This is a genomic window from Kordiimonas sp., assembly GCF_048260245.1.
Taxonomy (GTDB): domain Bacteria; phylum Pseudomonadota; class Alphaproteobacteria; order Sphingomonadales; family Kordiimonadaceae; genus Kordiimonas.
On the sequence record NZ_JBLXGZ010000004.1, the window covers coordinates 53,092 to 73,706 of the forward strand.

At 58.4% G+C, this 20,615-nt stretch carries 16 protein-coding genes and 1 tRNA gene; 10 read left to right on the top strand and 7 right to left on the bottom strand.

Going from position 1 to position 20,615, the window contains the following annotated elements:
- The first annotated feature begins 191 nt into the window (after window positions 1–191).
- Window positions 192–1,073 carry an RNA polymerase factor sigma-32 gene (locus tag ACN0VM_RS03515; protein WP_417449460.1) on the top strand — a complete coding sequence of 294 codons (882 nt, stop codon included), beginning with the start codon at window positions 192–194 and terminating at the stop codon, window positions 1,071–1,073.
- Window positions 1,074–1,396: 323 nt separating this feature from the next.
- A complete protein-coding gene (locus ACN0VM_RS03520) occupies window positions 1,397–3,406 on the top strand; it encodes a fibronectin type III domain-containing protein (RefSeq protein WP_417449461.1) in 2,010 nt (669 codons plus the stop codon).
- 103 nt (window positions 3,407–3,509) lie between these two features.
- Here the strand turns inward: ACN0VM_RS03520 and ACN0VM_RS03525 are convergent, their stop codons facing one another.
- Window positions 3,510–4,307 (bottom strand): thermonuclease family protein, encoded by a 798-nt coding sequence (locus ACN0VM_RS03525; RefSeq protein WP_417449462.1) that lies wholly within the window; start codon window positions 4,305–4,307, stop codon window positions 3,510–3,512.
- Between the two features lie 70 nt (window positions 4,308–4,377).
- Between ACN0VM_RS03525 and ACN0VM_RS03530 the strand changes: the two genes are divergently transcribed.
- Window positions 4,378–5,313, top strand: coding sequence for an aminotransferase class IV (locus ACN0VM_RS03530; RefSeq protein ID WP_417449463.1), 936 nt, complete (start codon window positions 4,378–4,380; stop codon window positions 5,311–5,313).
- Window positions 5,310–6,041, top strand: coding sequence for an HAD family hydrolase (locus tag ACN0VM_RS03535; protein WP_417449464.1), 732 nt, complete (start codon window positions 5,310–5,312; stop codon window positions 6,039–6,041). Before ACN0VM_RS03530 ends, ACN0VM_RS03535 begins: the two co-directional genes overlap by 4 nt.
- 6 nt (window positions 6,042–6,047) lie before the next feature.
- Here the strand turns inward: ACN0VM_RS03535 and ACN0VM_RS03540 are convergent, their stop codons facing one another.
- Window positions 6,048–7,583 carry an ATP-binding protein gene (locus ACN0VM_RS03540; RefSeq protein WP_417449465.1) on the bottom strand — a complete coding sequence of 512 codons (1,536 nt, stop codon included), beginning with the start codon at window positions 7,581–7,583 and terminating at the stop codon, window positions 6,048–6,050.
- Between the two features lie 170 nt (window positions 7,584–7,753).
- Here ACN0VM_RS03540 and ACN0VM_RS03545 point away from each other — a divergent pair.
- Window positions 7,754–7,830: transfer RNA gene (locus ACN0VM_RS03545), tRNA-Arg, on the top strand.
- Here ACN0VM_RS03545 and ACN0VM_RS03550 read toward each other — a convergent pair.
- Both ACN0VM_RS03550 and ACN0VM_RS03555 read right to left on the bottom strand, forming a co-directional pair.
- Window positions 7,825–9,423 carry an HAD-IB family hydrolase gene (locus ACN0VM_RS03550; protein ID WP_417449466.1) on the bottom strand — a complete coding sequence of 533 codons (1,599 nt, stop codon included), beginning with the start codon at window positions 9,421–9,423 and terminating at the stop codon, window positions 7,825–7,827. The two genes, ACN0VM_RS03545 and ACN0VM_RS03550, sit on opposite strands and share 6 nt — an antisense overlap.
- The gene (locus ACN0VM_RS03555; protein ID WP_417449467.1) at window positions 9,416–10,807 is read right to left on the bottom strand and encodes a hypothetical protein; all 1,392 of its coding nucleotides are present in this window, start codon (window positions 10,805–10,807) and stop codon (window positions 9,416–9,418) included. Before ACN0VM_RS03555 ends, ACN0VM_RS03550 begins: the two co-directional genes overlap by 8 nt.
- Window positions 10,808–10,973: 166 nt before the next feature.
- Between ACN0VM_RS03555 and ACN0VM_RS03560 the strand changes: the two genes are divergently transcribed.
- Genes ACN0VM_RS03560 through ACN0VM_RS03570 form a run of 3 tightly spaced genes read left to right on the top strand, consistent with a single transcriptional unit; the run spans window position 10,974 to window position 13,646 of the window.
- On the top strand, window positions 10,974–11,534 hold the full coding sequence (locus ACN0VM_RS03560; protein ID WP_417449468.1) for a PepSY domain-containing protein: 561 nt from the start codon (window positions 10,974–10,976) through the stop codon (window positions 11,532–11,534).
- A gap of 25 nt (window positions 11,535–11,559) precedes the next feature.
- On the top strand, window positions 11,560–12,237 hold the full coding sequence (locus ACN0VM_RS03565; protein WP_417449469.1) for a response regulator transcription factor: 678 nt from the start codon (window positions 11,560–11,562) through the stop codon (window positions 12,235–12,237).
- Window positions 12,238–12,248: 11 nt separating this feature from the next.
- Complete coding sequence (locus ACN0VM_RS03570; protein ID WP_417449470.1) at window positions 12,249–13,646, top strand: ATP-binding protein; 1,398 nt, start codon at window positions 12,249–12,251, stop codon at window positions 13,644–13,646.
- A 122-nt stretch (window positions 13,647–13,768) separates the two neighbouring features.
- Here the strand turns inward: ACN0VM_RS03570 and ACN0VM_RS03575 are convergent, their stop codons facing one another.
- Together ACN0VM_RS03575 and ACN0VM_RS03580 are read right to left on the bottom strand one after the other, a co-directional pair.
- Window positions 13,769–14,248: a hypothetical protein gene (locus ACN0VM_RS03575; RefSeq protein WP_417449471.1), complete on the bottom strand. Its 480-nt coding sequence runs from the start codon at window positions 14,246–14,248 to the stop codon at window positions 13,769–13,771.
- 1 nt (window position 14,249) lies between these two features.
- Window positions 14,250–16,385, bottom strand: a complete 2,136-nt coding sequence (locus ACN0VM_RS03580; RefSeq protein ID WP_417449472.1) for a protein kinase domain-containing protein — start codon at window positions 16,383–16,385, stop codon at window positions 14,250–14,252.
- A 137-nt stretch (window positions 16,386–16,522) separates the two neighbouring features.
- Here ACN0VM_RS03580 and ACN0VM_RS03585 point away from each other — a divergent pair, with 137 nt between their 5' ends.
- Together ACN0VM_RS03585 and ACN0VM_RS03590 are read left to right on the top strand one after the other, a co-directional pair.
- Window positions 16,523–18,049, top strand: a complete 1,527-nt coding sequence (locus ACN0VM_RS03585) for a sigma 54-interacting transcriptional regulator (protein ID WP_417449473.1) — start codon at window positions 16,523–16,525, stop codon at window positions 18,047–18,049.
- A 399-nt stretch (window positions 18,050–18,448) separates the two neighbouring features.
- Window positions 18,449–19,492 (top strand): hypothetical protein, encoded by a 1,044-nt coding sequence (locus tag ACN0VM_RS03590; protein WP_417449474.1) that lies wholly within the window; start codon window positions 18,449–18,451, stop codon window positions 19,490–19,492.
- A 154-nt stretch (window positions 19,493–19,646) separates the two neighbouring features.
- On the opposite strand, the gene ACN0VM_RS03595 is transcribed toward ACN0VM_RS03590, so the two are convergent.
- Window positions 19,647–20,510, bottom strand: a complete 864-nt coding sequence (locus tag ACN0VM_RS03595) for a crotonase/enoyl-CoA hydratase family protein (RefSeq protein ID WP_417449475.1) — start codon at window positions 20,508–20,510, stop codon at window positions 19,647–19,649.
- Between the last annotated feature and the right edge of the window lie 105 nt (window positions 20,511–20,615).

Consider the following 20,615-nt stretch of genomic DNA (forward strand, 5'->3'; position numbering starts at 1 on the left):
ATTACATATGTAAACAATCCGAGTCGGGGGAAAATACACCGTCACTTTTGCTGTGCCTGTTTATCAGTGCCGCGGAATCCCGGCGCTCACACCGATTTTACGGTATGCGACAAAAAAGTTGCTGCATTGGTAAAAAAAACTCGTCATAATGCACTACATTAATCAAGGTCATTAAAAATTGGGAGGTGAGCGTGAGCCGAGGAAACTGGGCCACTGGGGAAGATCGCCGCTTGATTCGTTTTGCAATGCGTGCGCCGATGCTCGACCGGGAAGAAGAGTGTGAACTGGCGCTGGCATGGCAGATGGAACGGGACGAACGTGCGCTTAAGCGCTTGACCGAAGCGCATCTGCGCTTGGCGATTGCCGCAGCAAGCCGTTACCGGCACTATGGTTTGCCGGTTGCTGATCTCATTCAGGAAGGAACCGTCGGCCTTATGGAGGCTGGCTACCGCTTCGAGCCGGAACGCGATGTGCGTTTCTCAACCTATGCCAGTTGGTGGGTACGGGCCGCCGTGCAGGATTATGTTCTCAGGAACTGGTCTATTGTGCGTACCGGTACCACAAGCGCCCACAAGGCACTGTTCTTTAACCTCAAGCGGCTCAAGGCCCGTATGGGTGTGGACCCTGACCGGCCCCTGTCTATGGGATCAAGAAACCAGATCGCTGACGAAATGGGTGTGCGGCTGCGTGACGTGGAAGCCATGGAGGGGCGCTTGTCGGGGGTTGACCGGTCGCTTAATGCCCCGGTCGCGGACGAAAGTGCGCAGGAATGGCAGGACCTTCTGGTCAGCGATACACCGCAACCTGATCAATTGTTCATGGAAAGCCATGATGGCAACAAAAAAGCCGTTCTTATTGAAAAAGCCATGGGCCAGTTGACCGAACGGGAGAGCTATATCATCCGCGAACGTCAACTGCGCGAAGAAGGTGTAACCTTGGCCGTTCTTGGCACGCAGCTTGGCATCTCGAAAGAACGCGTCCGCCAGCTTGAAGCCCAGGCACTGGGCAAACTGCGGCAGGCTTTGACAGCCGACGTTGGTGATCCTGTGCTGGCGGGTCTTGCCGGCGGCTAGGCGTCGGTCATACAACCCCGGCGCTGCTCTGGTGGCGCCGGTGTCTCTTCCCCTCGGATGCCGTATATCCCTTTTAAACCTGACCGCCCAAACTCGAACTTTACTTTATACACGCTTTAATTGTATAACGCGCTTGTAGTCTTGAACCGTTGCTTCTGAAGTGACGTTGAGGGCTGTGGGCGGCGCTTGGGGGGCGGTCCAGTTTCAGGGAGGATTTCACTCTCTGATGCGACATCCTCCTGTTCTCTCCCCTACCCCCTCCAAGGCCAATCGGTGAACAGTATTTTATAACCTGAATACAATGCTTTGAGGGGGAATTCACAGTGACGGACACCGGCAAGACAAAAGGCACCTATGGCGGCCCGCCCCCAATGGTATATTCGCAGTCAGCAACCGACGTTCAGGCGACCAGCGCTTTACTGAGTGGTTATGTGGAACCTTGCGGCGTACCTGAAACCGACATTTACATCAGCTATGGCACCGATGCCAATGCGTCTGGCAACACGGCATACCCAACCTCAAGTGTCGTAGACCCTGATGGGCAAATAAATGTTTCGGTCACGGTTGAAGGTCTAACGCCCGACACGACCTATTATTATATGGTTGTCGCCAGCAACGAAAACGGCTCTTCTCCCAGTGTGCCATCCCATTTCACCACATCATTGACAGCGGCTACTTTCAGCCAATGCCAAGCGTCAGATATTACCAGTGACAGTGTGAAAATAAGCGGTCGTGTGCAAAGCTACGGCAAGACCGATACCACCCTTTCTCTCCATTACGGCACCGACGAAAATGCCGAAGGCATGAGCGCCACGCTGTCGCCAGCCAGTATTGGTGCGGGAGCCGAGAGCGACGTTTCAGCAAGCATTGAAGGGCTTTCGCCTGACACCGTCTATTATTTCAAAGTGACAGCCAACAACGAGCTTGGTTCTTCAACCTCCACCCCGGCCAGATTTGCTACAGAAGCCTCCGTGGCAACGTTCAGCCAGTGCGAGGCAACGTCTGTCACCAGTGATACGGCGACGCTCAGCTGCCTTGTCACCGCATCCAAGGATACGGATACAGCGGTCTCCATGCAGTATGGCACAGACAAAACCGCAGAAGGAACAGCGGTTACTCCGACACCGGCCAATATTAGCGGCGACGCCCCGACCGAGGTCTCTGCAACCATTGACGGGCTTGAGTATGGCACAGTCTATTATTTTAAAGCGACGGCGAGCAATGACGGTGGTTCGTCCGCATCCAGCGCGACACAATTCACGACGCCCTTCCCAAAGGCGACCATCACCAAATGCCAGGCGACAGATATTACCGGGAATAGCGCGACCCTTGGCTGTCTTGTCGATACATTTGGCGATACCAGCACCGCGCTATCGATTCACTACAGTACCAATCAGGCCAGTATCAATCTTGGTGGTGGTTCGGTGGCGGACATTTCGCCTTCAACCGTGGATGCCAATACGCCGGTTAAGGTCGTGGCAAATTTATCCAACCTCCAGGTCGGTCAGACATATTATTACCGGGTATCGGTGACGACCACCAGCGGAACCGTGACCAGTGACACCCTGAGCTTTGCGACCCGCGCGCTTTTTGCCAACCCGGGCGCTTGCAGCTACACGGTGCCAAGTGGCGTGACAAGCCTGAAGGCGATTGTGAAAGGCGGCGGCGGTGGTGGCGCCGTTAGGGTGCCGGGCGGTAGCGGTGCCCTTGTGACCGCTGTACTGCCCGTCCAAGCTGGCCAGACACTGCATATGTTTGTCGGCGGTGCGGGCGGGTATGGCGGCGAAAACGGCAACAATGCTGGCGGTGGCGGTGGTGCCAGCGTGCTGGACCCGAATGGCCCCAATATGATCATCGCAGGCGGCGGTGGCGGCTGCAGTGCGGGCATGAACCTGCCCGTCAAGGGCGGGGACGCGGGCAATTCAGACGGGTCCGGCGGTGCGGGCCAATACGGAAGCTCCAACGGCGGCGGACCGGGTGGCCAGGGCGGTGAGCTGGGTTCCGGCGGAGACTGTCCGGGTGGCGGTAATGGTGGCGCGGGTGGTACCGGCAATGGAGGTTCTGGCGGTGCCGGAGGCAATACCGGCACCGGTGGTGGAGGCGGTATCGGTTATAACGGTGGTGGTAACGGCGGTAGCGGCGGCAGCAGCCAGGGCAACTGGAGCTACGGCGGCGGCGGTGGCGGCGGCTGGGGCGGCGGGGCTGGCGGTGATGGCGGGGTGAGCTTTAGTGGTGGCGGCGGTGCCGGTGGCAGTTTCGGTCCTGAAGGCGCTGTCTTCCAACACGCGGACAACGGCGGGCAGCACGGCTCGATTGAGCTCATCACCGGGTAGGATGGTCCGCCAAAGAACGTCGTGCGACAAGGTCTTGCGCTCTTCAGCTTTGGCCAACTGATTTTGGCTCTTGTGATTTGGCATATGTTGTGAGGGTTGGGTATTACGGAGAGGGTAGGGCTGGCAGTTGCCGCAGTTGGCCCGGACCCTGCACCAGCAACCGTGGCCCTGATTTAAAGTCAACCCACCCCCGGCCTTCCACTCTTTCGCCCTTCAGGCTCATGGGGTCGACCGACTGTTTGGCAAACTGCCGTGCGACAAGCGGTGGGATTTCAATGGTGAAGTCGGTTCGCCAGTCTTCGCCAAAATTGATGTAGTAGGTGCCGCGCACGATGGATACGTCCTGTACCTGACCACGTATAATCTGGAACCAGCCGGGATTGACGGCTTCGCTTTGCGCTTCCACGGGGTCGAGGTTACTAAATCGCCACAAGCCGCGGCGGTCGTTTCTTGCGCCTTCCTCCTCCTGGAACAGGGTTGTCAGGCCATGTCGCCGTATCGCACCGGGGAAAACAAAAACATGGCCTTCGCGTACAAGGTCAAGCGCGAGCCAGTCACCATTTTCCATCACGACATGGGCGACCAACTCCCCCAACCGGTTTGTGCTGGGTCCCTCGCAATAAAGCGTGACAATTTTGCCGCGAATCCTCGCATCAAGCGCAGCCTTTGCTTCGGGGCCATACGGCCAGCTTTTATACGCCGCATCCGGGGCCCAAAGCTCGGGCGCCTTTACCAATGCGATTTTAACGGTTTGTCCTTCTGCCGACTTGAAGCGGGCGCCGCTTATGGCTTCGCCTGCCACCGTCGAGCCGCACGCTTTGAGCGAGGCAGGATCAAACGGCTGGGCCGCGAGGGGGTGCGTGCCCAGAATCAGAAAGAGGATTGCAAGTATCCGAAGCATGTTTCATCCTTCCCAACAACCTGTTCAGCGTTACACCGATTCCCGTTCTTGACAAGAAAGAGAAACTGCTTTGGCCCACGGTACCCATGACTATGAAGACGACCCGCGCAACCGCGATATTCTTATCAATATTGGTGGCACGTTGTACCCGCGTGAGGACGCCAAAGTGTCGGTATTCGATAGCGGCTATATCCTTGGTGACGGCGTTTGGGAGGGCTTGCGCGTCCACGACGGTGTGATTGTCTTCCTCGAGGCGCATATGAAACGGCTTTATGAGGGCGCCAAGGCCATTGATATGGATATAGGCGTCACCAAGGCCGAGCTTATAAAGCGCCTGTATGATACGTTGGACGCTAATAAGATGCATGACGGTGTGCATATTCGCCTGATGGTGACACGCGGCATTAAAGCTACGCCCTATCAGGACCCGCGCGTTACCATCAGCCCGGCAACGATTGTGATCATCCCGGAATTCAAGGCGCCGATGAAGGCGACGCTTGACCGTGGGATCCGACTTTTTACCGCCCATGTGCGGCGGGGTTACCCGGATGTGCAGGACCCCAAGCTCAACAGTCATTCCAAGCTTAACTGCATTACGGCCTGCATTCAGGCGGCAAAGGCGGGCGCGGATGAAGCGCTGATGCTGGACCCGCACGGCTTTGTCGCCACCTGCAACAGCACGCATTTTTTCATCGTGCGCGATGGCGAGGTCTGGACATCAAGCGGCCGGTATTGCCTTGGCGGCATCACCCGAAAAATGGTGCTGACCCTGGCGGGAGAGGCAGGCATTACCGTGCGGGAGTGTGATTTCAGCCTGACGGATGTGTACGGTGCCGTTGAAGCTTTTGTCACCGGTACTTTCGCGGGCCTTGTACCGGTGGCTGAAGTGGATGGTCGTACCATTGGCGAAGATGGCGACGCTATGCCGGGTCCAATGGTGGAACGCCTGCGTGCCTTATATAAAGCACGCATTGCCGCAGAAGCGTCGAAAGGGCGCAGTGCATGAGTGCGCCGGTGCGTATCGCCATGTGGTCTGGACCGCGCAATATTTCGACCGCGATGATGCGGTCGTTTGAAAACCGGCCCGACACAGTGGTGGTGGATGAACCGCTGTATGCAGCTTACCTGAAGGCGACAGGCGCTGACCATCCCGGCCGGAATGACGTGCTAGCGTCTCAACCCACTGACTGGCGGCGGGTGGCTGATGCACTTACCGGCCCGATACCGGGCGGGGCAGCTATCTACTACCAGAAACACATGTGCCATCATCTGTTGCCGGAGATGGGACGGGACTGGCTTGGGGCGCTCAGGCATGCGTTTCTTATTCGCGATCCGCGTCTGATGCTGGCCAGTTACGTAAAAACGCGGGAAGAAGTCACGCTGGCGGACCTTGGCCTTGAAGCCCAATTGGAGATTTTTAACCGCGAGGCCGACAAGCTTGGCAAAGTGCCACCTGTGATCGAAAGCGCCGATGTGCTCAGGCGGCCGGAAGCCAAACTGAGAAAGCTGTGTTCAGCCCTTGGTGTCCTGTTTGATGAACCCATGCTCAATTGGCCCGCCGGGCCGCGTAGCAGCGACGGGGTTTGGGCGCCCTATTGGTACAAAAGTGTGGCGGCTTCCACCGGTTTTATGGCACCGCGGCAGGAAGAAATACCGACGCTTGAGCCCCATCTGGCCCGCATCGCCGATAAGGCAATGCCAATCTATGAGCAGCTCAGCCGCTACAGGCTTTGATGGCTGTTACACATGAGGGTCATATTCAAAAAGTGGGAAAGACACTGTCACCCGGGTGCCGACACCCGGTGTGGATGTGATATTGAAGGTGCCATTCAACAGGTCCACAAACCGTGTGACAAGGGGCAGGCCGAGGCCAGTCCCTTTTTGCGATCGGGTGAGACTGTCGTTCACCTGGCCAAAAAGCGAGAGCGCGACCTTTATCTCGGTGTCGGTCATGCCAACGCCGGTATCTTCGACCGTAAGGGCGTAAAATCTGCCTTTGATTTTGCCGTCTACGATAATTTTGCCCCCTAGCGGGGTGAATTTAATGGCGTTTGACAGCAAGTTGATAAGAATTTGTCTCATGATGCGCTCGTCAGACAATACATCGCCAGGCAGGCAGGTCAGATCAACCTCGATGTCTTTTTCTCTCGCCGATGCGGCAACAAGCTGGCAGGCGGCGCGAATGGGCTCGCGGGGGTCGACCCTTTCCGCATATACCTCGAAGCGCTCAGCCTCCAGTTTAGAGATGTCGAGAATATCATTGATAATAGAAAGCAGGTGCTCGCCGCTGTCTTTAATCAGCTTCAGGTATTCCTTGTTCTTCTCTCCCTCTACCTTGCCGTAAAGCTCGAGCGAAATCATCTCGGTGAAACCGATGATGGCGTTGAGCGGGGTGCGGATCTCGTGGCTCGTGGATGCGAGGAAGGCCGACTTGGCCTTGTTGGCACCGGCGAGCTCCTCTATCAGCCGGCCGGCCCTTTTCAGGAAGCGCGCCATCGCAAAACCAATGACCACGAGCAGGAGAATGGCAGGCAGGATCATATAGCGAATCATCTGGCTGCCGGGTGCTGCAGACTCCCAACTGAGAAAAGCGGCCTCCTGCCCTTGTATATCCATAACCGCGAAACTGCTGTCTAGGTTTGGCATTTGCTCCGCCAGTCTCAGGTTTTCTATGGCGTTTTCCCTGCCAATTTGCGCGACATCGCCGGAACTGACGAGCGAGATAAAGACAACAAAAGGCAGTCGCTTGCCCAGAATGTTCCCAACATCATTGGCGCCTGTGGACTGCACCATGCTCGCCCCAAATGCGATCAGGCTGTCATCAATTTTCAAATAACCGGACCGGCTCAGCGGCTGGTGTTTTTGTGGTGGCTTCGTGGTCTTTACCAAGGTGGCAAGGCCGTGATCGAGGATGCTGTGGGGCGAGGGTAATGCAGCAGTGAAATTTGCATAGGCCATAGTGCCATCAGCGCGTATGATCAGCACCCCGTGTACCTGGTTGATGCCCATGACAGACTCGCCAAGTGTATAGTCGATCCAATCGATATCTTCCTTCAGGAAGATGTTTTCGACGGCGGCATCCCACCAGGCGTTGTCTTCGGCGAGCACGGCCAGCGCATCAAGCAGAGAGGCCATCCCGTGTGCGACGACCCGCTTTTCGGCGCTGAGGGCGGCTGTATCCTGCCGTGCGGCCGCGAAGACAACAAGCGCCCCAAACGCGGCGATACTGACTGCGACAGCTAGAAATACCGGTGCAACAAGTTTACGGAAATTCACGTCTCAATCCTTGACGACCCCAATGCCAATCTAAGGGTAAAAACGTTAACTTATCGTAAGGGCCGACCTGTTCACCAGCCTATAAAAGCGGAGCCGCTTTTCAAAGGTCATGGCCGTTCGGTGGTTGACGTCTGGCGCGATTTGCGGGTACATCAAAATCGCTTTGGTGCGGCCCCGTAGCTCAGCAGGATAGAGCGACAGATTCCTAATCTGTAGGCCACTGGTTCGAATCCAGTCGGGGTCACCATTCCACGATTGCCATTTGCCGGTTCACTGCCATGGCATGGGTACGGATGCCGGGCGAGACGACGACAGGGGTATCAGCCCATTCCAGCAGCGGCATATCGGCATGATGGTCGCTGTAGAACGAGACAAAAACCTGCCCCCGGTCCAGTGTGCCGCCCGCAAGCAGGCGATCACGCAGACGCAGGAGCTTGCTGGCGCCATAACAGTTGTCGCCATCAATGCGCACAGGCATAACCTCCTTTTCGCTAAAAACAGTTTTTGTGCAGATGACATCGTCGAAACCGAGACCGGCGGCGATATGACGGGCGTAAAGGTCGACGCTCGCGGTGGCCAGCACCATTGTGTCGCCCTCCATCTTGTGCATCGCCAGGGCCAGTGTGCAGCCGTCGCGCAGACCAGTGTCCAGCACGCGGCGTGCGAACCTTTGGGCAAAACCCTCGATATCTGCCGGGGTCCTGCCGCGGAAGGTTGCGGCCAGCATGCGGTTTTTCAGTTCAAGCCGTGAGATGCGGCGGGCCTTATAAAGCACCATATGGCGCAGCAATCGCAGCATCAGCACCGAGCGCGACACAACGCCTGATCGTGTGGATTGTAAAAACGGCGTGAAGGTACCGCGCCGTGTGAGAGTGCGGTCAAGGTCAAACACTGCGACACCCTGTGCCCCGCTTGCCGCCCGATCCGGCGTGATCTCGTCACGCTCCTGTTGCCGGTCGCGCAGGATAGCTTCTGCGGCGATAAAGTCTTTTGGGCTGTCCACGTCCATGGCGGCTTCCGGTTCCTCCAGCAGCTGTGGCCTTACCGGACAGCCGATAACATGTGACGCGCGCTCAAATCCTTCCTGCAGTCTGAACTGGCCCAGAGCCATGCCCAGCACTGTGCCCCATCCGAAACTGCGCAGCACGCGCCAGGGGCGCTTGCGGTGGGCTTCCACCTGCCGCCAGAAGTCCAGCACCATCGGGGCCTTTGGCCCGCGAAGATAAAAGAGGTTCGCCCCGGAAACGGCGGTGTCCTGAAAGCGGTAATAGGTGCGTTTGCTGGCAGGATACTTCGCCCGGATCACGCTTTTGGCGACAAGCCCGACCGCCAGACCTTCATGCGCCGTTGCACCGCGCAGGAAGTTTTGCACTGTTTCAGCTTGCAACAGCGGGTTATCAGCCGTTGTCACCAGTGCCTGCCCGCCTGCCATGGCGTAGGCCTTCCGGACGCTGGCGCATACGCTGTCCTGTGCGGGGGCGTGCCGGAGCGCAATTCCCCCGGCGGCGGCTACAAGGCGGGGATCGGTGGTGAGGTCGACCTGCGCCGAGATCACTATTTCCTGCACCATGCCCGACTTTGCCAGGGCCTCAATCACATGGGCCAGCATCGGTTTGCCAAGCATCATGGCCATGGCTTTGCCGTGTCCGTTCCGGAGCTGTTGCATGGTATCGGCTTCGGCGCGCCTGCCTGCCAGCACAATGGCGCAGCATGTTGCTGCCGCGCCGGGGCTGTCGGGGAGCGGGGTACTGTCAGGCTCGGTCCGGCTTTCCGCCTGCGGCCACGCGGGGGCAGTGAAAGGCGCCGCGGATTCGCGCGCGAGGATGAGACCATTATGCATGATAATCTCCTTGTTTGGAGCGCCGGGGTTTGGAGCGCCCGGGTTTGGAGCGCCCGGGTTTGGGATATCCGGGTTGGGCGTGTCCGGCGTATGAGGTCTGGGACGGCAGGAAGGGGACTGTCGCCCGGTGGCGCCCGGCGGCAAGGGTGATAATGACGTTGGCGGCCCGGTCGGATGCACCAAAGGGAGCCTCGCCGAACGTGGCGCGGAATGCACGGCGTTGGCGTGTTCGCAATGTGTCGTCAAACCATGAAAGGTTCTTCAGCGCGGCGCCCAACCCGTCCGGACTGTCCAGCACCTTGCCCAGGTGCCAATGGGCATAGTTTGGGTCGTCAGCCCAGCTGACGCCATGGCTGCGCAGGAACAGGCATGGCTTGGGCCTGGTCAGGAACTCGTAGACCTGACTGGATGCATCCCCGAGATAGATATCGGCAGCGCGCGTATAGGTCATATCCATCGAGCGCTGGCTGCCTGGGTCGACAAGAATATTGTCGCAGCGCAGGAAACGCGCCGGGATAGTACCGCTGAACCGTAGCCGTGGCGGCGAACAGGACGCATGGACACGCCGGGTAAACAGCATGACGTGCGGTGCAAAAATCAGGTTGAATTGCGGGTTGTCGGCAAAGAATTCCAGCACCTTCAGCCCATCCCGGTACCAGGAGGACAGCGCCGGGTGGAAGTGGGGGTTATAGAGCACTGTCGGGTTGTCATTGGGGAAGGTGCTGCGCCCGGCAGAGGGAGAGAGAGCATCAAATTTAGGGTACCCGACAACGCTGTAACCATGTTCGCGCACGATACCTGCGGCTAGCATACGGTTCCTGATCTTGTGGCCCGGTACCAGCACATGATCAAAGCGGGCGATGATTTTCTTGAAGCCGACCGCGCGGTCACCGGCCCCGTGCTGGGTATAGACAAATCTGGTATTGTGGCAACCCAGATGAGTTTTCAGCAGGGTACAGGTTGTCTCCGGCGCGACAAGTACGTCCATGCTTTTCAGCAGTGCGCGATGTTTGACAAGCGAACCGATACGTTGCAGCGGTACGGCACCGCCGGTGAGGGCCTCAGCCCACCGCGCTGTGGTGGGCGGGGCGATGTTATGCACGGTGATGTTGCGCCATGCCGGTGCCGGGATCAGGGCTTTCAACTCCCGCTGCCGCGCCGGGCTTGAGACAAAGGCGTGCAACTGTGCCAGTTGATCTTCCCTTGTGGCCAGCGCTGCCAGGATCGGCGCGCTGTGGGCAAGCTGGTGGCCCTGTTCATGATTGAACAGAAAACCGATATTCGGTTGTTGCATGGCGGGACGGGGGCATCTGGTGGCAGTCGGCGGCGCAACCGTGTGTGCCGCCTGCACCGCAGGACCGGTCAAAAGGGATGTTTGGGTCACGGTTTTGTCCGTATGTTGTTGTTGCATACGGATTTTGAAACACCTGAGCCGGTCTGGAGGCAAAGGGAACCGACATTCATGACAAAAAACAAATCTTTGCCAAACACTGCCGTTAATGACTACGGTTAGCGTGCGCTCAGTCAGTGATAGTCAAGAGGACGACCCAATGAAAAATATCTTTGCCAGAGTTAATATCTTTGCCAGAGTTCCGGCATTCATCATGGCGGCGACGGTGTTTTTTGCGTTTCAGTCCTTGGCTTTGGCCCCGGCACACGCCGATGAGGGCAGCCAGGGTCATGCACCGGCGCTGATCGGGTTGATCAGGGCGGGTGAGATTGCCGAGCAGAATTTGAAGGCGCGCCTCATTGAGGCGGAGCTGGACATCAAGGATGACACACTTTGCTACAAGGTGAATGTATCCAGGGCGGGAGATCATTTCCAGCTATGGATCAATGGTCACACGGGCAACATCGTGCGGGCAAAAAAACCCTTCCTGTCCAACTTGTGGATTGATGTGGCAGCGGGTAAGCGGCTGAAAATGGCGGGCAATGTGCCGTCTGTGCTGCCGCGGATGCACGTGATCGAAAAAGAGGTTGGCGGCGATATACAGTATATGCGGTTCGAGATCGAAGACGATCAGCCTCAATATGAAATCGAGATCATGACCCCTGCGGGTCCAACAGAGCTTGTGATCGATGCGGTCACAGGGGCACGCAAGGCCCAATAGCCACAATAGCGGGATCGGGGTTTTTGTGCAGATATTGCTAGTGGAAGACGATAAACGCGTCGCTGAATATGTCGCCTCGGGCCTGCGGCAGGCAGGGCATTTGGTGGAGCACGCGAGCGATGGGAAAAAAGCCCTCTACATGACAGCGGCAGAGAGTTTTGATGTCATTATTCTTGACCGAATGTTGCCGGGTGTGGACGGGCTTACCATTTTGCAAACCATGCGCGCCGCCGATGACCATACGCCTGTACTGCTCCTGAGCGCGCTTGGCGAGGTGGACGAACGGGTTAAGGGTTTGCGCGCCGGCGCGGATGATTATCTTGCCAAGCCCTTTTCCTTTTCCGAACTTCTGGCGCGCATTGAGGTGTTGGCGCGCCGCGGTCCGGCGAAGCCGGATGTAACCAGCCTCGCCGTTATGGACCTTCAGCTCGACCTGCTTGCGCATGAGGTGATCCGGGCGGGACGGCGCATTGAACTTACCGCGCGGGAATTCAAAATTCTGGAATATCTCATGCGCAACACCGGTCGGGTGGTAACCCGGTCCATGCTGCTTGAAAAAGTGTGGGAATATCATTTCGACCCACAGACCAATATCATTGATCAGCATGTCAGCCGCTTGCGGCAAAAGGTGGACAAGGGGTTCAACGCCCAGCTTATCCATACCGTCCGTGGTACGGGTTATATGATCCGCCCGTCGGCATGAGGATATAGACCGTGAAACCATTCTTCCTGACCTACCTGAGACACAGTTTTGCCTTCAAACTGGTCATGCTTTATGTGCTGTTGTTTGTGGTTTCCGTCAGCATCCTGACCGGCGTCACCTATTGGGCAATGGTGGCCGCCCCGCGCGAGGAAACGGCGGCCATCGTGCAGGCTGAACGCGATACGCTGGCGACCATATACAAGCTTGAAGGCGCGGCAGTGCTGGTCAAGGCGCTTGAGAGCAGGGCACAGGCCCCTGCAGCGCGCAAGGCGTTTCATGTATTCATCAGCGCCCAGGGGGACGCCATTACGTCCAACCTGCCAAGCTGGCCCAGTGTGCCCCAGTTCTCTCTCTATGAAATTGAAGCTGATCGGTATCTGGAGGGTGACGAGATCGACTATCAGGCTTTGTCGCTTGAGCAGGTATTTGCCGACGGTTCGCGGTTGATTGTCGGACGTGATATCGAGGATATCGGCGACCGTGAAGAACGTTTGATCGAGGCATTGGTGGCGGCATCGGTCATTGCCGTGCTCCTTGGCAGTGCGGGTGGTGTTTTCATGAGCCTTGCGGTCAGCCGCCGGTTGGAAGCAGTCAACACAGCCGCCCAACAGGTTATCAACGGGGATTTGTCCAGGCGTGTGCATACTTTTGGTACGGGCGACGATTTTGACAAACTGGCGGCAACGCTCAATGAAATGCTCGACCGGATCGAAAAATCCGTCGAGGCGATAAGCCGTGTTTCCGATAGTGTGGCCCATGAACTGCGTTTGCCGCTTACCCGTTTGCATGCCGAACTGGAGGAACTGGCCGACAGCGCGGAGCAGGGCAAGCTGGAGCCCGAACACGCGGCGCGCGCTATCGCGGAATCCGAGCGGCTTAAAGCGGTGTTTGAAGCCTTGCTGCGCATTGCCCGGATTGAAACCGGCCGCCATGATATAGTGCGTGACCGTGTGAATCTCACCACGCTGGTTACTGACGCGGCCGAGCTGTATCAGCCGGAAGTGGACAACAGGTCATTGACCCTTGACTGCCGGATTGCCGGGCCGGTTTTCACGGCCGGAGACCCTAACCTGCTTTTCCAGATGATCGCCAATCTGATTGATAACGCGGTCAAATATGCGCCGCGTGAATCCACCATCAGGGTATCCCTGACCCGGAAAGGCAAGCGCGTCCGCTTCTCGGTGGAAAATGAGGGCGAAGGCATCCGGCAAGACGAACGCCCGCGTGTGACCGAGCGTTTTTATCGCGGCGAAAACTGGGATGTTCCGGGCCTCGGTTTGGGCCTGAGCCTTGCCGATGTGGTGGTAAAAGCCCATGGCGGCAGGCTGGCGTTTGTCGATACCGCTGGTGGTTTTGCCGTGGTCGTGTTCCTGAGCGGCCTCCGGGCGCGCGACGACAGCAACGCTTGACGAGATCTGACGCCCGGCAAGATACCGGGCATTTGTAGTCCTGGGCATGTGCGGGGCAGCCCGTCGAAGGTGCTGCCCCGCAGCGCATGGGTATTTTGACGCGGACGCGCGAAAAGCGGCGCTTAGTCTTCCCCGTCCCCGACAATCACTTCAGGGTCGAAGCTGAAGGTTCTCGGCTCACCGTCAATCGTGACGTTGAGTAAGGCCTTAAGCGGCCAGGGCTCGGGGTTATATTTAAAAACATAGGGGTCTTTCGAGACATACATTTTGTAGAAATCCCCTTCGAAATGCGTGCCCATTTCCATTTCCACAACATAGTCGTTCAGGGTCAGTGCCAGTTGCTTGATGTCGATCGAGGGTAGCTCGCTGATCGACGGGTCGTGGCTGCATAAGGCATAAACCTGCACGAGCAATGTATCGTTTTTCTCAAAGAAATAGCAGCCGGCCTTCTTCCCGTAGACAGCTTTCTGGACCGAGCTGCCGTCCGGAGAGCGCATGAATTGATACCTCAGCGCCTGCGAATGCTGGCAGGGGTCAAATGAAAGGGACAAAATATAACGGGCGTTGGTCTGGTGTTGCGGTGATGCGGGAATTCCATACATGTTAGCCTCCTGTTGGTGTGCCTTGACTGAGAACAATGTTTAAAAACGCTTTGTCCTGGCGCAACGCTGCCAGTTCCGGGTCTGCCTTGATGACGCTGATCGGGTAACCCTGGGTCAGGGCGGCACGGGTGAAGTCCAGCGCTTCGGTTCGCTTGCCGAGAATTTCACTAGTGACCGCTGCGCGGTACAGCAGGGTGGCATCCTCGGGCGCTTGTTCGATAGCCTCGGTGAGCCGGGACTGCGCTGTCTCAAAGTCCCCTGCCTTGGCGTGATAAAGTGCGGCCCGGCTGACAAGGTCTGGCCGCGTCGGGGTTTGCGACAGCAGGGGCGCCAGTATCCTCAGCGCCTGCCTGTAGGCCGCTACGGCTTTTGATTGCTGGTCAGGGGTGGCGCGGTAGGCATCGGCCAGGTTGGCCCAGAGGCGGTAGTCGTCGCCGCTACCGGTAAGCGCCAGCGCACGCTCGAAGGCATCGGCTGATTGCGGATATTGGCCCAACGCAAAATAATACGTGCCGAGGTTGTTATAAAGCGCGGCTGCCTTGCGCACCTGCAGGCCCTGCTGCAACACGGCGATAGCTGTCGGGGTATCATCCTGCATATAGTGAGTAGCGCTCAGGCTGGCGTAGGCATAAACGTTGTCAGGCGACAGCGCGAGGCTGTCGCGGAACGCCTTGCGGCTCTGGTCGTATTTTTGTTGCCGGAAGTATACCCGGCCCAGGAGGTCGAACAGGCTGCTTTCGGCGGGGTGGTATTTTATCGCGTTTGTGAACAGGTCTTCCGCGGCAGCCATATCGTTACGTTTGATCAGAAACCGGCCATAGCCGCGAAACGCGAAAAAGTTGCTGGGGTCCAGCTGCAGCGCTGTCTGGTATGCTTTCTCTGCCTCGGCATCCTGTCCGTCAAATTCCAAAACTCTTGCCTGTGCAACATGGCTCAGTGCCAGTTGATGGTCCCGCGCGACAGCGCTCTCGGCCAATGCGGTAGCCTGCTCAAGCAGGGCCGGGCTCCTTTCGCCGAAGATATATTTTCGGCCAAGGCTGAGGCTTAAACCCGCTGTCGCGGCTGCGTTGTCGGGCGCGCGCAGCAAGACCTGCTGGAACGCATCAATCGAGGTTTCGATATGTTCTGCCGTCGCCGTCGCCTTTAGGCCATCAAGTCCTTTGGCCATGAGGCCGGACACGGTGGTTGGCGGTGTCCACAAGGCGGAACGCCATAACAAAGCCCCTGTGATCAAGAGGACGGCCACAATGCCTGCGCCCAGGGTGCGGCGCTTTCGTTTCTTGTCGCGTATGCCTGCCGGGGACCATTTATGCAGCTCTGTATACACGGCTTGCATGCTCTCGGGGCGGCGTGCAGGGTCTCTTTCCATCATGCGGCGCACCAGATCGGAAAAGTCGCCAGGTACCGTGCGGCAAAGCTTGTGAAGCGGGCGCGGGTCATTGGTGAGCACAGCATGCATCGTGCCTGCTTCGGTCGCCTGCTTGAAGGCCCGGTCACCGCTCAGCATCTCGTACAGCACGGTGCCAAGCGAGAAGATGTCCGACTGCGCGGTCGGACTTTCCCCGCGCAGGACTTCTGGCGCCATATAGGCCAGGGTGCCTTCGATTTTGTTGGAAACTGCGGTGCTGTCCGTCTCCAGCGTCACGGTTTCATCTGCCGATGACGCTGCCTCACGGGCGATGCCGAAATCCACCAGAACGGGTTCACCATCCTCGCGAATCATGATGTTGTCCGGTTTGATATCCGCATGCACGATGCCTTCGGCGTGTACGCCGCGCAGCCCATCTGCCAGTTTCAGCATAAGGGTGACGGCGTCGCCAAAATCAAGTGGCCCGTCGGTCAAACGTTTGCCCAGGGTTTCCCCCGCGACAAATTCTGTCACCAGATAGGCGGTAGTATGATCCTCGTATATTTCGTGGATGCTGACGATGTTTGGATGGTTGAAGCGCGCCAGTGTCAATGCTTCCTGCCAGCCGGGATGTTGTTGCAAGGAGCGGCCGCCCCCATCGTCGAATTTCAGGGTTTTTAACGCTACCTTGCGTTGAAGGGCAGTGTCGAGCGCACACATGACTGTACCATGCGATCCTGAGCCGATCGCATATAAAATCTTGTATCGGTCATTGTCCTGAACGGCCATGCACTCGAACCCCAAAGTTGTACATTTGCTATCATATGCGCATTTTTGTATCTATATAAATATCCAGGGTGCACTTTATATAACTGCCCCGTGTTAAGGCGGGCAAGTCGCCTGCCTGTGGGAGTGTAGGGCCTGATATGAACAATTCCCTCGATCTTGATACCAAAACCATAAGTTTTGCTTCTGACCAGTCTCAGGGAAAATATGGTCAAGCCACCATATTGGCGGTCGGAATCGTATGGCATCCGGATCGTTCCCGAATCGGTGCGGTGGCTCCCCTTCTGAGTCACGCCGGGGATGGCTGGACCATTTCCCGCGCCGCGCCGCTGTTTGCCTTCCCGCCCTACCGGGACGGCAGCCCCTTGCAGGACCGCCACGTGTCGCGCGCGGCAACCCGGATTAAAAGTGCAGGCAGCCGCTGCTACGAGATTTTGCCACCGGAAAGTAAAATGCGTGTCACGGTGAACGGCAAGCCGCTTCTGAGCCCCGCGACAGTATCGTTGGATGAGCTCGGCGGCACGATCATCCTGACGTTGTCCGATGAAGTTATCCTCGCGATTTTCGAAAAACCTGTCGACCCGGACGGAAGCCTGCAACACCATGGCATGATAGGCATCAGCGGCGATATTCAATATGTGCGCCGTGGGATCGAACAGGCCGCCCCAAGCGGTGTACCGGTGCTTATTCGCGGGGAAACGGGCACGGGTAAGGAGCTGGTGGCGGCCGCGCTGCACGCGCTTAGCCCGCGCTCATCGGGGCAGATGCTCAGCGTCAATATGGCAACGCTGGCGCCGGAGCTGGCCGCCGCCGAATTGTTCGGGGTTGAGAAGGGCGCTTTTACCGGTGCCACCCAGCGGCGTGCGGGCTTGTTTGAACAGGCCAGCAACGGCACGCTGTTCCTTGATGAAATCGGCAATGCGCCCGAGGCTGTGCAGCCCATGTTGCTGCGCACGCTGGAGACCGGCGAGGTGCGCCGTGTCGGCTCCGCACAGGTCAGCCGCACCAATGCGCGTATTATCGCCGCGACGGATCAACCCCTTGAAAGTGAAGCGTTCAGCCAGCCTTTGTTGCGGCGAATGGAACGGTTCGTGATCGAAGTCCCGCCCTTGCGTCGCCGCCGGGTTGATATGGGTGTCTTGATCCTGCATTTCCTCCGTCAGTTCCGTCGGCAATACGCTCATGTCGCCATGGAGGATATTTCGTCGGCACAGGTCATCAAGCTCATTTTGCATGACTGGCCGGGGAACGTGCGTGAGCTGAAAAACATCGTTGAACAAATGGTGCTGGCCGAGCACCCGGACGATGTTGTCGCGCGCTACCTTGCCCGCCAGAGTGCCGGGACGCAGGAAGGGCCGGTAAAGGCAGCACCCGCGCCGCGGCAGCAATACCGCGACGCATCCGACGTGTCCGAGCAGGAACTGCTCACAGCACTGGACGGCACCGGCTGGCAGATCAAGGAAGCGGCACAGCAACTGGGGGTTTCCCGGGGCACGCTCTATAATCTCATGCAGCAATGCCCGAGCATAAGACGCGCCGAGGATCTGGACGCTGCCAGTATTGGCACCGTCATGGCACAACACCCCGGCTCACTGGACCTCTGGGTGAAAGAGCTCAGGGTTGGCCGTGACGCGCTGAAGCGGCGTATCAAGGCGCTGGGCCTTTAGTGCTGGCCCTATGGCGCGCCGCCCCTTTCCCTGTTTCAGCCTGATCCCTTGACCCCGCCATCCCTTATGGTGCCCCTTTTCCGTGCCTCCGGCGTGTCACCTGCCGCCGCGATCCGCACGGCCTGAGGTGTCAACTGTGCCAGCCATGTCAGCATGGCGTGTCTGGCACGGACGGGGGGCGAAAAATATACCTAACATATTGATTTAAATAAATAAAAAATGTGGCATGGGCTTTGCTATTTCTCTCATGCCAGCCGCCGGTATTTCTTGCGGATGTCGCCGGGGGTAGGGTGATGTTCTGAAATGCGGTCCGGTCCACTGGTCCCGATGACGATGATAGCTAGGGAGCAAGCCGCCGTCGGGAAACGTCTCAACAACTGGAACACAGGAGATATTCCAATGGACGACCAGATCAATATCAAAGCTGCGGTCACAAACCCGTATCAGATCTATATGCGCGACGACCTTCAGGACACCGGCTCGATCCCGAGCGGCGCGCGCACCGCATCGATGTCACCGGACATCATTCCCCGGCAGCGCCTGCTGGATGACCCGAATGAGCTGATCACCACCGACTGGGACCGCGACATGGGCCAGCCGCTGGTGGAAGGGATTACCAACTATATCTATGTGCGCGGCGCCAGCCGTGACAATGTGGGTGCCGGTAACGAAGTGGTTGGCAGGGTCAACCTCTATAGTGTGCCCTCCTGCCTGTTCATGACACCGAACCGGTGGACACAAATCCCGGAACCTGGCGACGATGTCACCTTCACAGCCACGGGCAATGACCAGCACCTGCTGGGCAGTGCGCCCTTCCGCTGGACACCGCCAAACCGCAATGTGCATTACTGCCTTGTGGCGCAGGTTCAGACCAACGCGGAGCCAAACAACATTCCGGCTGGCTTCCCCAACAACGGCGCCTTTATCAACTGGGTGGTGGATGATCCTGCAATCGCGTGGCGCAACCTGTCGATCGAGGAAAACCGCACTGGCACGGTGTCGCAAAGCCAGTCCTTCGGCAACCTCGACAACTATCCGGTTTCGGTCATGTTCCTTGTGACGGCAAAGGGCTTTGAAAATGGCACCACCATCACGCTCGGATCGCAGTCGCCGTGTCTCGGGGCGCCAATCAATGAAGAACGTGTTGTCAATAACCCTAACTACAGCGTCGTGAACATGAACACGGTGGCCCCTCGGTCTGACGGTGTGCTGGACGTCTTTGTCACACCGCCTGAAGGCGGCAATGTTCCCGTCGGCGCAACGCTCACCATCCAGTATATCCAGTTTGGTGAAGCCGGTGGCGCGTTGTCGCACGACCTGCAGAGCGATGCGTTGCTGAAGCGCCACAGCCAGCCATTGTCGGCTTATGGCCTCGCGGATGAGGACGGCGGGCAGGGCCTGCACGGCACCCGGCTCGGTGAGGTCACGATCGAATATAAATAAAACACCCCATGCCCGGGGCCGTGGGGCCCGCACCGCATGGCAGGGTTGAACTCTCTGGCGATCCTGCTTTTGCCTTGCACCCCACTGCCCCGGCCTTGCCGGGCAGGGCCTTATTGCCTTGCCCGGCATTTTCTTGCCGCGTTATCAGGCGGCCTTATTCGAACGGGGGTTCGGCGTCCCAGTCCAGCCCCGGCGCCGGGCCGTTTGAGACCTTGTCCTCAAACACGGGCTCGCGCTTTTCCATAAAAGACTGCACACCTTCGCGCCCGTCGCGCGTGCTGGTGTAAAGCATGGTGCGGCTTTCGGCCTTGTGCGCCTCCATCGGGTGCGCCGCGCCCATCATGCGCCAGATAAGCTGGCGGTTGAGCGCGACCGACATGGCACTGGTGCGGGCTGTGTAGCTGTGCGCAACCTCCAGCGCGCGGGCAAGCAACCTGTCAGGCTCGACGATCTCGCTGATCAGGCCATGCGCCAGCGCTTCCTCGGCGCCAAATACACGCCCGCTCAGGCTCCAGTCCAGCGCCTGGGCCACGCCCACAAGGCGCGGCAGGAACCAACTGGCGCAGCTCTCCAGCGTGATACCGCGTTCGGCGAACACAAAACCGAACTTGGCAAAGGGGGAGGCAATGCGCGCATCCATCGGCAGTTGCATGGTGGTGCCTACGCCCACGCTGGCACCGTTGATGGCACCGATCACCGGTTTTTTCATGCGGAACAGCCTCAGCACCACCCGCCCGCCGGTGTCGCGGTTGCGCTTCATCTCGGGCGACATGGGGTCGATGCTTTCATCAAGGCCAAATACATTGCCGCTCGTTGTCAGGTCCATTCCGGCGCAAAACGCACGCCCGGCCCCGGTGACCACCAGCGCGCGCACGCTGTCATCCGCGTCCACCGCGTCAAACACCGTCTCCATTTCCTCGGCCATGGTCGGCGTGAAGGCGTTCATGCGCTCGGGCCGGTTCAACCTCAGCACCGCCGTGCTGCCGTCGCGCTCAAGGGTCAGGGTTTCATAGGCCATGGTTCGCTCCGCTTCTTGTCTGTTGCCTGTAACCTAGCGCGCCGCGCGTTGAAGGAAAGCTTTTCCCGCCTTGACCAACCGGCCCGTGCTTGACCCGCTGGACCG

What these genes read in the sequence shown, in the direction of transcription:
- ACN0VM_RS03525 (WP_417449462.1), bottom strand. Translation starts at nt 4,307, where the DNA reads ATGCTTCGGATACTTGCAATCCTCTTTCTGATTCTGGGCACGCACCCC.
- ACN0VM_RS03535 (WP_417449464.1), top strand. Translation starts at nt 5,310, where the DNA reads ATGAGTGCGCCGGTGCGTATCGCCATGTGGTCTGGACCGCGCAATATT.
- ACN0VM_RS03550 (WP_417449466.1), bottom strand. Translation starts at nt 9,423, where the DNA reads ATGCATAATGGTCTCATCCTCGCGCGCGAATCCGCGGCGCCTTTCACT.
- ACN0VM_RS03560 (WP_417449468.1), top strand. Translation starts at nt 10,974, where the DNA reads ATGAAAAATATCTTTGCCAGAGTTAATATCTTTGCCAGAGTTCCGGCA.
- ACN0VM_RS03575 (WP_417449471.1), bottom strand. Translation starts at nt 14,248, where the DNA reads ATGTATGGAATTCCCGCATCACCGCAACACCAGACCAACGCCCGTTAT.
- ACN0VM_RS03580 (WP_417449472.1), bottom strand. Translation starts at nt 16,385, where the DNA reads ATGGCCGTTCAGGACAATGACCGATACAAGATTTTATATGCGATCGGC.
- ACN0VM_RS03585 (WP_417449473.1), top strand. Translation starts at nt 16,523, where the DNA reads ATGAACAATTCCCTCGATCTTGATACCAAAACCATAAGTTTTGCTTCT.
- ACN0VM_RS03590 (WP_417449474.1), top strand. Translation starts at nt 18,449, where the DNA reads ATGGACGACCAGATCAATATCAAAGCTGCGGTCACAAACCCGTATCAG.
- ACN0VM_RS03595 (WP_417449475.1), bottom strand. Translation starts at nt 20,510, where the DNA reads ATGGCCTATGAAACCCTGACCCTTGAGCGCGACGGCAGCACGGCGGTG.